This is a genomic window from Bradyrhizobium sp. MOS002 (assembly GCF_003020115.1).
Lineage (GTDB): Bacteria > Pseudomonadota > Alphaproteobacteria > Rhizobiales > Xanthobacteraceae > Bradyrhizobium.
In genome coordinates, this window is record NZ_PYFX01000019.1 from 84006 (window position 1) to 96467 (window position 12462).

12 protein-coding genes and 1 pseudogene are annotated in these 12462 nt (G+C 60.7%); 5 read left to right on the top strand and 8 right to left on the bottom strand.

Features of this window, described 5'->3' with window-relative positions; translation table 11 throughout:
• Positions 1-4: 4 nt before the first annotated feature.
• From C7G41_RS31725 to C7G41_RS31740, 4 genes are all read right to left on the bottom strand, one after another.
• The gene (locus C7G41_RS31725) at positions 5-1234 is read right to left on the bottom strand and encodes an acyl-CoA dehydrogenase family protein (RefSeq protein WP_106946213.1); all 1230 of its coding nucleotides are present in this window, start codon (positions 1232-1234) and stop codon (positions 5-7) included.
• Positions 1235-1340: 106 nt separating this feature from the next.
• The gene (locus C7G41_RS31730; protein WP_199198715.1) at positions 1341-2609 is read right to left on the bottom strand and encodes a CaiB/BaiF CoA-transferase family protein; all 1269 of its coding nucleotides are present in this window, start codon (positions 2607-2609) and stop codon (positions 1341-1343) included.
• A 235-nt stretch (positions 2610-2844) separates the two neighbouring features.
• On the bottom strand, positions 2845-3315 hold the full coding sequence (locus C7G41_RS31735; RefSeq protein WP_245446817.1) for a GNAT family N-acetyltransferase: 471 nt from the start codon (positions 3313-3315) through the stop codon (positions 2845-2847).
• 18 nt (positions 3316-3333) lie between these two features.
• The gene (locus tag C7G41_RS31740; RefSeq protein WP_106946233.1) at positions 3334-3633 is read right to left on the bottom strand and encodes a hypothetical protein; all 300 of its coding nucleotides are present in this window, start codon (positions 3631-3633) and stop codon (positions 3334-3336) included.
• Positions 3634-3999: 366 nt separating this feature from the next.
• Here C7G41_RS31740 and C7G41_RS31745 point away from each other — a divergent pair, with 366 nt between their 5' ends.
• The 3 genes from C7G41_RS31745 (at position 4000) to C7G41_RS31755 (ending at position 6473) form a co-directional block, all read left to right on the top strand.
• Positions 4000-4200 (top strand): hypothetical protein, encoded by a 201-nt coding sequence (locus C7G41_RS31745; RefSeq protein ID WP_106946215.1) that lies wholly within the window; start codon positions 4000-4002, stop codon positions 4198-4200.
• 144 nt (positions 4201-4344) lie between these two features.
• Positions 4345-4689 carry a response regulator gene (locus tag C7G41_RS31750; RefSeq protein WP_106946216.1) on the top strand — a complete coding sequence of 115 codons (345 nt, stop codon included), beginning with the start codon at positions 4345-4347 and terminating at the stop codon, positions 4687-4689.
• A 257-nt stretch (positions 4690-4946) separates the two neighbouring features.
• Entirely contained in the window at positions 4947-6473 is a 1527-nt protein-coding gene (locus C7G41_RS31755) for an FAD-dependent monooxygenase (RefSeq protein WP_106946217.1), read from the top strand.
• Positions 6474-6689: 216 nt separating this feature from the next.
• Here the strand turns inward: C7G41_RS31755 and C7G41_RS31760 are convergent, their stop codons facing one another.
• Positions 6690-7070: a hypothetical protein gene (locus C7G41_RS31760; RefSeq protein ID WP_106946218.1), complete on the bottom strand. Its 381-nt coding sequence runs from the start codon at positions 7068-7070 to the stop codon at positions 6690-6692.
• Between the two features lie 390 nt (positions 7071-7460).
• Here C7G41_RS31760 and C7G41_RS31765 point away from each other — a divergent pair, with 390 nt between their 5' ends.
• Positions 7461-7709 (top strand): hypothetical protein, encoded by a 249-nt coding sequence (locus tag C7G41_RS31765; RefSeq protein WP_106946219.1) that lies wholly within the window; start codon positions 7461-7463, stop codon positions 7707-7709.
• Positions 7710-8035: 326 nt separating this feature from the next.
• Here the strand turns inward: C7G41_RS31765 and C7G41_RS38460 are convergent.
• Positions 8036-8247: pseudogene (locus tag C7G41_RS38460) on the bottom strand (caspase family protein); the annotation flags it as partial.
• Positions 8248-8555: 308 nt separating this feature from the next.
• On the opposite strand from C7G41_RS38460, the gene C7G41_RS31775 reads away from it, so the two are divergent.
• The gene (locus C7G41_RS31775; RefSeq protein ID WP_106946220.1) at positions 8556-9800 is read left to right on the top strand and encodes a glycosyltransferase family 87 protein; all 1245 of its coding nucleotides are present in this window, start codon (positions 8556-8558) and stop codon (positions 9798-9800) included.
• A 335-nt stretch (positions 9801-10135) separates the two neighbouring features.
• On the opposite strand, the gene C7G41_RS31780 is transcribed toward C7G41_RS31775, so the two are convergent.
• Positions 10136-11473 carry a transposase gene (locus C7G41_RS31780; protein WP_106946221.1) on the bottom strand — a complete coding sequence of 446 codons (1338 nt, stop codon included), beginning with the start codon at positions 11471-11473 and terminating at the stop codon, positions 10136-10138.
• 97 nt (positions 11474-11570) lie between these two features.
• Positions 11571-12227: an imm11 family protein gene (locus C7G41_RS31785; RefSeq protein ID WP_106946222.1), complete on the bottom strand. Its 657-nt coding sequence runs from the start codon at positions 12225-12227 to the stop codon at positions 11571-11573.
• Positions 12228-12462: the final 235 nt, after the last annotated feature.

A 12462-nucleotide genomic window follows, 5' to 3' on the forward strand; every position in this document is an offset into this window, starting at 1 on the left:
GGCCTCACAGCGTGAGATTCTCGGACGGCAGGCCCAACGCCACGCGTCCATAATTGGTTCCGGCCGCATCGAAATTGAACGCGAGATGCGAGTTGATCGCGTGCGCATCGCGGAACTGCCGCTGCAACGCGCCCGTCGTGAACAGTCCCCGTGCTCCGCTCGCGGCAAACAGCATCGACACCGCATCCGTGCAGAAGTTTACTGAAAAAGCGCCGTCGCGCCGATATCTGGTCTTGGTCGCCATATCGGGAATATGACCCCGCCTTGCATCCTCCATGGCATTCAGACAGGCCGAGCGCATGATCAGGCGTGCAGCATCGATCTTCGCCGAGGCCTCGGCGATCTTGATCTGGGTGCTTTGAAAGTCGCTCAGCCTGGCGTGGTTGTAGGTGGAAACGCGATGACGGACGACCTCCGCATAATCGTCGAGACACGCCTGCGCGTTCCCCAGCGCGACGCCGGACAGGACGTAGGGAAACAGCGAGAACACCGGGAGCGCATACAGCGGGTTAGGATTGAGCTTGCTTCCCGGCGTCGGACCGCCGTCAAGATCGCCGACTGCGATCGTCATGTCCTCGGGCACGAAAGCGTCCCTGACCTCCACGTCGCAAGACCCTGTCCCGCGCAGCCCCGCGACATTCCAGGTGTCGAGGACGTTGTAGTCGGCTTTCGGCATCAGAAATATCCGATACTCGATGCCGTCTGCCTCATCGTCGGAGTAGACCACGCTTGCAAGCATGTTCCACGCACAGGAGGCAACGCCCGAGGAGAACGGCCAGCTGCCATGGAGCCGGTATCCGCCGTCGACTCTCGTGGCACGTCCGGCGGGAAAAATGAACGAGGACGCGATCAGCGCGTCCGGATCACGGCTCCAGACCAGATCCTGCGCCGTCGGCTCGAACATGCCGAGCATCCAGTGATGGCTCGCCAGATTGGCGAGATTCCACGCCACCGACGCGTCCGCTTGTCCGAGCAGGTCCGCGCAATCGATCAAGGCGACATAATCGAGTTCTGCACCGCCAATGCGCTTGGGCTGAAGTATTCGGAACAGGCCCGCGTCGTGCAGATCCTTCTCGGTTTCCGGCGGCAGATGCCGCAACTCCTCGGTCCGCGCCGCCCGCTCTCGCAGCCGAGGGACGAGCTCGCGGGCCTTCGCGACCATTGCCGCATGGGCAGGTTCATCGGATTGCGCCCCCGCGGGCCGGCCCACGCTCGGCTCATGACCAGGCGCCATTCGTATCCCTCGCTTTCATGCATTTATGCGGCTGGAGCATCGCCAAATCAAGCGGATGCAGCGCTAGGGCGGGATTTGCACGTCCCAAGGGAGCGACCACTTGGGTTTAAACCGGCTCCGATGGCTTGCCCGATCCAAAAGCCCCCTTTTGGTTGAACTCCAAGATCCGGCGCTCGTCGTAACCGAGCGTGTCACGCAAAACCTGCTCCGTATGCTCGCCCAGCAACGGAGCAGCCACAGGATCAATCGGGCCGGTCAAGCTCATGGCAATCGGCGGCTCGATGTTCGGGACCCACTCTGCCGTACGATGTGGAATCCGGTTCAAGCGATGGCGCGCTCGCGCCTCCGGTGCATTGAACCCCTCCTCCACCGTCCGGAGATAGCCGACCGGGATATTGGCCAGCTTCATCTTGGTCATCCAGTTCTCGAGAGTATCGCTTGCGAAGACCTCCGCAATGGCTGCCCGCAAAAGCTCCTTGTTCTCGGATCGGGCCTTGCGCGAGGCAAATTGCGGATCAGTGATCAGATCCGGCCGGTTCAGCACCTCGACCACCAGCCGGCGATAGAGCCGGTCGTTCGCGCAGGCCATGTAAAGTGGCCCATCGGAGGCCTCGTACACGCCGACGGTAGGAGAGCCACTCGGCGAATTACCAAACCGGCCGGGATTTTCGCCGTTGATCAGATAGGCCATGCCATAGAAGCCGGTCATGCCCATCGCGACGTCGAACAGGGCGACCTCGACATGCTGACCGCGACCGAGCCGATCCCGCGCCAACAGCGCCATCAGGATGGCGTTGCAGGCAGACATCCCCGTCGCCATGTCCACGATCGGCGGGCCGGTGCGAACCGCCGGGCCATCGGCAAATCCGTTGAGCGACATGAAGCCGCTTTCCGCCTGCGTGATCGGATCAAAGCCGGGACGCGAGGCAAACGGTCCGGTGCGCCCATAGGCGGAGATCGAGCAATAGACCAGCCGCGGATTGAGCGGCGCAACAGTTTCATAGTCGAGGCCAAATTTCTTCATGACCCCGCTGGAAAAGTTCTCGACGACCACGTCGGCCTTGCGAATCAAATCCAACGCGATCTCACGAGCCTCCGGCACGGTAAGGTCGAGCGCGATGCCACGCTTGTTGCGATTGAGGCTCAGATAGGCAGCACTCTCTCCACCGATCTCGGCGTGTTCATACGCACGCGTGTCGTCGCCCCCGTCTGGATTCTCGATCTTGATGACGTGCGCGCCGAAATCAGCAAGCGTCTGCGTACAGGCCGGGCCAGCAACCACACGCGTGAAATCGACGACCAGGAGCCCATCGAGCGCGGTAGGCGCGCCCGTCGCCCGCGACGAGCGTTCCGGCAATTGAGGTTTGGTGGGCATCGACGGCGCTCCCTTAGATCGGCTTATGGTTGCCGAATTTCCCGCAGGAGCAAACTTAAAGCCCGGCACCGCCGACTTCGCAAGTGCTTCGCCCGCATCGCTTCAATACGCAAAAGCGCCCGGCAGCCGTCAAGCTGCCGGGCCCTTGGACGTTCCGTTCTGCGCTTCATCTCGCGCGAACGATTTTCCGTTGCGGGAATCGCGTTCCGCACCACGGGAAACCTGACTCATTCGCTCAGCGAAGCCGCTTTCGCCAGTAAAGCGTATGCGCCCATGCCCAGGGCACAGGGGGTTCAAAGAGCCGATAGCCCGCCCGGATGAAATTATTGGCAGACACCGGATTGTCCGTCGTATCCGAGACGATGCTCTCCCATCCAATACGCCGTCCCCTCGCCTCGATCACCCGCATCAGCCTGCACTGGAGGTCACGTCCCCGGTGCCGCTGCAACACACCGACCCTGGAGAAATAGCCGCCATTTCGAATGTGCGTTGACGGCACGACACCGGCGAAGGCTACCGCCTCGTCGCCGTGATAGGCAAGCCACCACGCTCCTAACTCGAATTGTGGCAAGGCAGCCGCATCGAAGAACGTCAACTGATGCAGGTCGGCCAATGTGTCGGCGATGTCGTCATCGGATGCATCGACATTACGAATTGTGCATGAGACGGTCCATTGGCGAAGGACGACGTGAGTGGATCGCAGCAATGTCGTCGCGGCTAAGGTTCACTTGCCGAGCAAGACCTTGACGCTTAGCCCAACCACACCCATCAGGCCGGTGGCGATCATGGTAATCACGGCCTTGAGCGTGTAGCTCTGCGCCTGCTCCACGCTCGTTCGCCATCGGCGCAGGTGCTGAAAATCCGCCCTTAGCTCCCTTCGATCGCCATCGTCGATTCCGAAAGATGCCAGCACCGATGCCACTGTCCTCAATACAATCGCGTCGATATTCGCCTGCTGAAGCCTGTGTTGCTCGGCCAGCCTCTCGGCAACGATCGCCCTGATTTCGTCATCTGCCATCTTCACCGCTTTCATGATCCTCGCAACATTCTCGAAGCCGCGCTTGGCGAAATAAAAGGAGACAACCAGATTGGCTCCGGAGGCTGTAGCGGCGCGAGCACTGGTCCAGCGCCGCGGGCCGGCACGTTCGCGCGTGCGCGGCCAGCAATGGTACGGAAGACGGCGCGCCGATCGGCGCTCCAGGTTTGACGCGTGCGTCGCCGCAATGCGCCGCCGCCGTCCGATCTCGATCGAGACGAAAAAACCCGCGGCGGATGCGTTCCGCGCGGGTGAACCAAACTGTCTCGATGATGGCATTATGCCGGTGTTTTGCTCGACGTGTCAAACGAACGAATTCGCTCAAGCCGCGTTGGGCGATCAGGAGGCCGGCAGATGACGTTCAAGACGAACTCACAAAAAGCATCGCGAAATCTTGCAGGACGAAAACCGCGAATCGGCAAGGAGCGCGACACGCAAGAGCCCGTCGATGAAGACGCCGGCGACATCGAGGACAAGGACCGCAATCTCGTGCACGGCGAGGGTGGCACCATCGACCTTCCCACCAGGCCCGACGACCTGTCGAAGGACGATTAGGCCGCTCCACGGGCGGCGCGCATCTCGATGTCATTGTTCTGCGGTGCTTTGCGCGACATGTCGAACATCTCTTATTCGACCACGACGTGCCGGAACTTATCTCGAGGCGCGCGCGTTTATTCCTTCAGGAGGAAGATTGCTGCGATGAGCCATACTATACTGGTAGTTGACGACGATCCCAGCGTGCTGGACGTCCTCGTGCACATGCTGGAAGATCTCGGTTGCGAAGTCATCAGCGCCAACAGCGGCCCGGATGCGCTCGACAGGCTCGCGCAGAACCAGAACATCTCCATCCTCATCACCGACATCAACATGCCCGGCATGGACGGTCATGAACTCGCCGAGCTGGCCAGGCGGGACCGCCCGGAACTAAAGATCCTGCAATTGTCGGGGCGCGAACCCCGGCGCGACGGCCTTCCCATGATCAGAAAGCCGTTCTCGTTCGAGGAACTGGCCAGCACCATGCAGCGGACCACCGGCATCTGCTGAAGGTCGCAAGCCCAAACGTCGGAAAGCCAAAACCCAAAACAAAACCCGCGTCGGATCGCGTCCGCGCGGGTTGAACCAAGCTCTTTTCGATGATGGCTTATGCCGATGTTTCGTCCGACGTGTCAACGCGGCGAACGCGGACACAGGATTTCCCTCTCCCCACTCAGATATATGGTGTGCGACGGGCTTGCTTCAAGCCCCTGCCCCTGCCGTAGAACCCTCGACCCGAACACCATCCGGACTCGAGGGATCATCACATGCCCATATTGCTTCCGACGTCCCGGCCGCAGGGCCACACCACACGGGCCGGCGCTCGCCACGCACATGACCACGCGGTGGTGATCGCCGGCGGTGGCCCGACCGGGTTGATGCTGGCCGCGGAGCTCGCGCTTGCGCATGTCGACGTCGCCGTGGTCGAGCGGCGCGCCGACCAGGAGCTAACAGGCACGCGCGCCGGCGGCCTGCACGCGCGCAGCATCGAGATCCTCGATCAACGCGGCGTCGCGGATCGTTTCCTGCGCGAAGGACAGATCACCCAGCTCGCAGGCTTCGCCTGGACCAGGCTCGACATCAGCGACCTCCCTACCCGGCACGCTTACGGGCTCGCCCTGCGGCAGAGCCACATCGAGCGCATCCTGGCCGACTGGGTCAGCGAGCTCGCGGTGCCGATCTATCGAAACCGCGACGTGACCGGCTTTGCGCAGGACGAAACCGGCATCGACGTGACGCTGTCCGGCGGCGAGACCTTGCGCGCGAATTATCTGGTCGGCTGTGACGGCGGCCGCAGCCTGGTGCGCAAGGCCGCCGGCATCGACTTCGCAGGCACAGGTCCGACGCTGAGCAACCTCATGGCCGAAGTCGAGATGCGAGGCGAGCCCGCATGGGGCCTGCGCCACGACGCGCTCGGCTTTCACGGCCTCAGCAAGACCGAGAGCGGGCGCGTGCTGGTGGTCGTGACGGAAGCGACGCTCGATCGCACCGGCCCGCCCGGCGCGCGCGATCTCAGCGAAGCCCTCGTCGCGGCGTACGGCACCGACTTCGGTCTCCACAACCCGTCCTGGATCTCCCGCTTCACCGATGCGGCACGGCAGGCCGAGTCTTATCGCAAGGGACGCGTGCTGCTCGCCGGCGATGCCGCGCATATCCATCACTCCGTGGGCGGACAAGGCCTCAACATCGGCGTGCAGGACGCCGTCAATCTCGGCTGGAAGCTCGCGCAAGTGGTCAAGGGCCTGTCGCCCGACAGCCTGCTCGACACCTACCATGCCGAGCGCCATCCCGTCGCCGCGTGGACCTTGCGCAACACCTTGGCGCAGATCGCCCTGCTCCGCCGCAACGAGGACGGCCTCAAGGCCGCGCGCGAAATCGTCGCCGAACTGCTCGCGATGGACGCGCCGCGCCAGCGTTTTGGCGCGATGATGAGCGGGCTTGACGTGCAATATGATCTCGGCCAAGGACACGCGCTGCTCGGACGCCGCATGCCCGATCTCGATTTGATGGTCGACGGCCGGCCGCTGAGGCTCTTCGCCTTGCTGCACGGCGCGCGCGGCTTGCTGCTCGATTTCGGCAAAACAGGCGGCTTCGACACCGCGCCCTGGGCAGATCGCCTCGATCGCATCGACGCCGAGTGCGAGGGCCCGTGGCAGCTTCCATCCATCGGACATGTCGCTGCGCCCAGAACCGTGCTTGTGCGGCCCGACGGGCATGTGGCGTGGGTGGGAGACGAGAGCCAACGCGGACTTGCGGACGCGATGACGAGGTGGTTCGGGGCGGCTTCAGACTAGTTTCAGGTCGGGCACGAAGAAACGCGGCTCAACATTCGAATATTCGCGCGTTCACCGTGCGCGGGCTCATCGACGTGCCGGCTTGCTGTGGTGGCGTGGGGGCTGGCTGATGGGATAGCGCATCGCGCATCCATTGAGGTAACTCGATCAGAGCCGCGTTCTCTTGCTGGGGATGCATATTTTCAGGCTCCACTGGAATCGATGTCGAACGTGTTTTCATTGCAATTCCTCGCTTGAAGACAAGACGATGCGAGGCTTACGAAGCCCGCTGGTCTCATTGTTGACAATCGATGGATGATCCGGATGTACGATGATGCGTTCGATCCGTTGCAGCAATTCGCGCGGCCGTGCGTCCGTAGCCAAGGGCTGCACCGGCTTGCCCCACCCACGATCGAGAATAGCGTTTGCGGCGGCCACCCGCGCGAAAGCATTCGCTGTCTCTCTAAACATGATGGCAGCAAGCACGTTGAGTGCGGCTTCGGTTTTGGCGCGTGCCAGGGTTTCGATATCGCCCAGCGTTGGTGCCTTGAAACCTTCACTGGCCACGTGCTGAGCGACGGGAAGATGCAGCTCAGTCCTCCTCCTAAATTTGGTCATTGGAAATCAGTTTGTTAAATGACGAGTCTCCGCAAATAAAAAGCCCGCGGCAGATTGCTCCGCGCGGGGTGATCTTCAATGATGCTATTCTGCCAGTGTTTTGCCCGACGTGTCAAATCCATTGGGCTCTGAGACGCTATGCTGTCCATCGTTGTGCCCCCCTTAGCCTCAACAGGAGCCGCATTGTGCAACTGCGGTAAATGGCGCGCGCGTCCATAGCGTTCCTCGTTCAAGTTCGTTTCACACGTCCGCCAAGGGCCACAACCGGACCTCAAGTGACGGGTCAACCTGCTGGCAACCATACCGAAAGGGGACGCGAGCACATCCACGAAAACAAGCATAGATTGCGATTTCGTCTCCGCGCTAAGCTTGTTTTGGGGAAGCGCAACTATGTTATCCGCAGATTACGTTTTTGGTCTGGCTCTCGCGCTAGTCGTCACGCTCAACCTCTACTTTGCATCACGCATCGAGCGCGAACGCGTTGCAATGCAGTGGGATCGTAACGGAGAGCCGACGTGGTACGCCTCAAAATGGATCATGATGTGCGGAATGGTCGCCTTCATGGCGGCTGTTCGGCTGTTTATTTGGTTGCCTTCGACATACGCGCGCAGCGCGTGCACGGCGTTCAGTTGGGAATAGTCATTTTCTCGGTAATCGCCGCAGGCTCCCACCTCTTCGTGTTGATGAAGGCGAGAGCGGCATGCTGAACAACGGCTAACGGTCAAAAGGCGTCGCATACAAGCAATGAATGGCATTACGCAGGGATTGCTGGTTGTAACCTCGGCTGCGGCGCTGATCATTGTCGCTTTCTGCACGTACTTTTCACGTATCCTAGTCTCATCTCGCTAACTACCTTTTTCACAGTCGTGCCGGTGTTCCTTATCGTGGGGCTTGGCTTCTTAAGGATTGCCAGAAATGGGAACTAGGCGCTGTAAGACTGCTATAGGTCAAAGGCTGTCGACGACGCTCAGATCGAGTTTGGTATCGACAATTTCGAAGCCGGCCTTCTTGAACATACTCCCGACAAGCGTGGCGTCGTTCACGGGGTAGCCAACCGCGGCACGCTCTTGTAAGCTGAGTTGCCGATGACCAGCGCAACGCGCCGCTCGGCCTGCGCCGGAGCGGGGCCTAGCGAAATCGCAAAAACCAATAAAATCAAAAACCGAAGCGTGCCCACTTGGAGCCCCAAATCACAATATGAGCAGATTCGCAGGCTGCCGGAAGGCAAGTGGCCGGTCTGTGACTCTGGTCACGCTAGGGTCGGTTTCAAAGGCGAACTCGGGCTCGGCGGCCGAAGGTCTGAGGGTGGTCAAGGCGGCTCGCAAAGCAAGCGCAGCTCGGAGGCCGGTTTAGCACCGAGCGGACATTACGAAGACTGAACCGCTCTTCGGCTTAGGCAAAAGCGGAAGTCGCGCCGAAAAACGCCTCTCATCGGTCGGTATCTAGCAGAAACTCGCCTTTAAGGTATCTTAGCTTATCTCAGGCATGTCAAATCTTGCTCACGCATTAAGGGATGCCGACTGGCTTAACGCTCGACGCGCTCATGCCTACTTGGTAATTCTAGCGGTCATTTCCGCCTTCGTCGCGGCGGCCTATGTGAGCTTGTCGCACCGAGGATTGGACCCGTCCGGCAAGGCGTTGGGCACCGACTTCGCAAGTTTCTGGACTGCCTCGCAGCTTGCCCTGGAGCAGAGGCCAGACGCGGCTTGGCGGATGGACGCGCACGGCGCGGCTCAAGTCGCCCGGTTCGGCACCCAAGCCGGCTATGCTGCCTTCTTCTATCCGCCACCGTTTCTGCTGGCATGTCTTCCTCTTGCTATGCTGGACTATCCGATCGCACTGCTGCTGTGGCTGATTGTCACCGGTGCGGCTTATACCGCGATGGCCAGAGCCTGGTTGGGACCGAGCTTTGGTTTGCTGCCGATCCTAGCCTTCCCTGCTGTGCTCGTGAACGCCGGCCACGGTCAAAACGGCTTCCTCACTGCGGCTCTACTCGGCGGCGCAATTTCGTGCAACCGCAGGCATCCGTGGCTTAGCGGTGTGCTGATTGGGGCGCTAATCATCAAGCCGCACCTAGCGGTACTAGCCCCAGTCTTCCTGATCCTTACCCGCAACGGGCGCGGCTTGGCCGCTGCCGCTACCACCGCCATCGGTCTGAGCGCCTTGTCTTGGCTGGCGTTCGGCTCGGCGGCATGGAGCCAGTTCATAGCCACCTCGTCGATCGCCGGCCAGACCTTGGAGCAGGACCTCATAGGCTACGCCAAGATGCAAAGCGTCTTCGCTGGTGCCCGGCTGATAGGCGCGCCACTTATGCTCGCTTGGTTCCTGCAAGCCGCCGCCGCGATCGGCGCAGTCGCTATCTTGTGGCGAATTCGCCAAGCGGAGGCGACCCTACTGGGAGCGGCTTTTGTCTGCGCCACCCTGCTAACCACGCCGTTCTTGTTGGACTACGACCTGACGGTGCTGGCCGTTCCGCTAGCTGTGCTGCTGCGCGCCGGCTCAGAGGGTCACGAAGGCTTCCGCTCTTGGGAACGCCTTGCCCTGGGCGTAGGCTTCATCTTGCCACTGGTCGCCCGGCCCATGGGCATCCTGATCTGCCTGCCAATGACTCCGTTCGTTGTGGCCGCTCTCTTAAGCTTGTTGCTGGCCCGCGCCACGACGCGAGTCCGCGCTCCCGTAATGGCGCATCCATGGCAGCGCTCATTAACGGGGGCGAGCTCTCCGAACTGAAAAGCACTTTAACGTCGAAAGGCGGAATGCAGCTGATCAAGAAGTGTATCCGATTGTCGATTGGCCGAAAGTACACCCGATATTCGAGCTTCTTATCTCAACTAGATTTTCGTCAACTTGTATCCACCACTCGAACTGTGGATGGTGCAGCCTGCTGCCGCCGTGATGTCCGCCGTGGGGTCACAAGCGGCCCTCGACCGGCTGCGGACGGCAAGTCAGCTACGGGCCGATTTTGTTGCAAAAGTCGGCTGCAATGGATTTAGCCGTTGGGCCTTTCGTTGAGCCGCGCTCTGAAGCGCTGGCCCTGACGCATTTTACGCAACTTCGACGCTACGCTACGCGATGCGCAGAGCCTGAGCCGGTGGCGGTCGTGCGACCAGCGATGCAAACCGCCTCAGATTCTGGGCGATGGCGGCTGGAACAAACTCATCCTGAGCACCTTGCGGTCCGCGCAATCGGAGCCGACCAAGCTTCAGGATGCGCTTCAAGTGTGCGAACCTCATCTCGATCTTCTTGCGCTGACGCCGAGAGAGCTCGAAGCCCTCGGTGCCAGCGAACGACCGGGCAACGTCTCGGGATGGTTCCTTTGGGCAGCACTGCGGTTTGAGCGGGCATACATCGCAGTCGAGCTTGCTTGCACGATACAGAAGGGTCTTGCCCTCGTGCACGGTACCGCTCGTCCCAAGCCGCTTACCACCCGGGCAGTGGTAAATGTCCCCGGTCGGATCATATCGAAAGTCGCTCCGCGAGAAGGTGCCATCATCCCGCTTCGACTTATCGAACACAGGGATATGCGGCGCGATGCCCTTCTCCTCGACCAGCCAGTTCAGCATCGGAGCCGCTCCGTAAGCGGTATCCCCGACAAGTCGCTCTGGCTTGAGACCGAAGCGCTCCTCGGTTCGTTCGATCATGGTCTTTGCTGCACCGACCTCGGCCTGGCGAATGGCGCGGGAGGCCTCGACATCAACGATGACGCCGAACTTCACGTTGATGAGATAGTTGTCGGAGTACGCGAAGAATGCCGGCCCTTTGTGAGCGCCGGTCCACTGCGCTGCCGGATCGGATGGCGAGACAAACTTCGGGACGACATCGCTGGCGGCGCCCCACGCCGGATCGTCGAGGGTTGCCAAATACTCCTTCACCGCGCGGCTAGACCTGGCCGGATCGCGATCCCTCCGCCAGTCCTGACCGGCGATCGAGCGCTGCTTGTTCGCGTCAGCCGCGATCAGGCTCGCGTCGACTGCAAATCCTTCGCCACCAACCAGACCGGCGGCAATGCATGCCTCGACAATCCGTTCGAACACGCGGCGGAGAACATCTCCATCGCGGAAGCGCTCGTTGCGGGCGCGCGAGAACGCCGAATGATCCGGGACAGCGTCCTCGATACCGAGCTTGCAGAACCAGCGATAGGCGAGGTTCACCTGCACTTCACGGCAGATCAGCCGTTCCGAGCGGATCGCAAAGACATATCCCACGACCAGCATCCGGATCATCAGTTCCGGATCAATCGACGGGCGCCCCATCGACGAATAGTGAGATGCTAGTTCACCGCGAAGCCAGGACAGATCGAGAGCAGCATCGATCTTCCGCACCAGATGATCTTCAGGAACGACGTTGCCAAGATGAAACTCGTAGAACAGTTGACCTTGGTCACTCTTCAGACGGCCCATCATGGATCGACCTCACCGAGATTCGCGTCAGCACAACGGAATCACTCTTCGTGACTTGTCTCAACCGACTTTTGCAACAAAATCGGCCAGAAGCTGACTCTCACTTAGCTAGCCCTTGGCCCCGCTGAATCGGCTTGAACTCGAAGCCCCGGATTTTCTCGACCTTCACGGCTGCGACGATGACATCATCGACGATCGATCTGCTGTGGTCGTGTTTTAGCCGGAACGCATGGGCCGAACCCACCACTTCCGGCCGCATCTTGATGTCGAGCAGCGCGTCATAGGCCTTGATGCCCGGAACATGGTCGAAATAGCGAATGACCGAATGCTCTTCATCTACACAGTCAAGCTCCCGCATGAAGTAGCAGAACCAGTAGCCCGGGCCGGGCTCGGAAAAGTTGCTGTAGTCCACCTCCGCCCGCTGAAAGACAAAAGCTTCCGGATCAATCTGCTCCAGCAGCCCCTTCAGGCGATCCGAGACCAGCCAGGTCGCGGAGAGCCCGCTGGTGTCTGCATCCGGCAACGCGCCGCGCCTGCCTTTTCGGTCAAATTTGATCCGCGGCGGTTCGGAGAATTGCAATCCGCAGAAGGGTTCTCTTGCGTCCGGATGATAGCCCTTCATTTGTTCATTCTGGTTCACCCAGTTTCGCATTGGGGTCAGACTGGCGATCTTGAAGTCGATATTGAGGGTATAGTATTTCCGTGGTCCAGCCGGCACGCCCCCGCCCCGATCGCCCTGTGCTGCATCGCCTGTCATGAGTCTCTCTTGCTGCGGGATTTGCAGAACGAAGATATCTCAAAGTAGTCTGTTCATCGAGAGTCGCAATTTTTCTTGGAGCCGTCGCGAAGTCTGCTTCGGGTCTTGGTCGTGTAAAAACTCCATTCGGGGAAGCCGGGAGAAAGCCGCACCGTTTAGCGTCAGGCCACGATCGCGGCCATCAACGGCTTGGTCCCAACGATGTTCATAACCCGGGTCAGATTGTAGGCCAGGA

Coding starts and splice junctions, on each gene's coding strand:
- C7G41_RS31745 (WP_106946215.1), top strand. CDS start 4,000: ATGACGTTCAAGACGAACTCACAAAAAGCATCGCGAAATCTTGCAGGA.
- C7G41_RS31785 (WP_106946222.1), bottom strand. CDS start 12,227: ATGACAGGCGATGCAGCACAGGGCGATCGGGGCGGGGGCGTGCCGGCT.
- C7G41_RS31760 (WP_106946218.1), bottom strand. CDS start 7,070: ATGACCAAATTTAGGAGGAGGACTGAGCTGCATCTTCCCGTCGCTCAG.
- C7G41_RS31765 (WP_106946219.1), top strand. CDS start 7,461: ATGTTATCCGCAGATTACGTTTTTGGTCTGGCTCTCGCGCTAGTCGTC.
- C7G41_RS31730 (WP_199198715.1), bottom strand. CDS start 2,609: ATGCCCACCAAACCTCAATTGCCGGAACGCTCGTCGCGGGCGACGGGC.
- C7G41_RS31725 (WP_106946213.1), bottom strand. CDS start 1,234: ATGGCGCCTGGTCATGAGCCGAGCGTGGGCCGGCCCGCGGGGGCGCAA.
- C7G41_RS31780 (WP_106946221.1), bottom strand. CDS start 11,473: ATGATGGGCCGTCTGAAGAGTGACCAAGGTCAACTGTTCTACGAGTTT.
- C7G41_RS31775 (WP_106946220.1), top strand. CDS start 8,556: ATGTCAAATCTTGCTCACGCATTAAGGGATGCCGACTGGCTTAACGCT.
- C7G41_RS31750 (WP_106946216.1), top strand. CDS start 4,345: ATGAGCCATACTATACTGGTAGTTGACGACGATCCCAGCGTGCTGGAC.
- C7G41_RS31755 (WP_106946217.1), top strand. CDS start 4,947: ATGCCCATATTGCTTCCGACGTCCCGGCCGCAGGGCCACACCACACGG.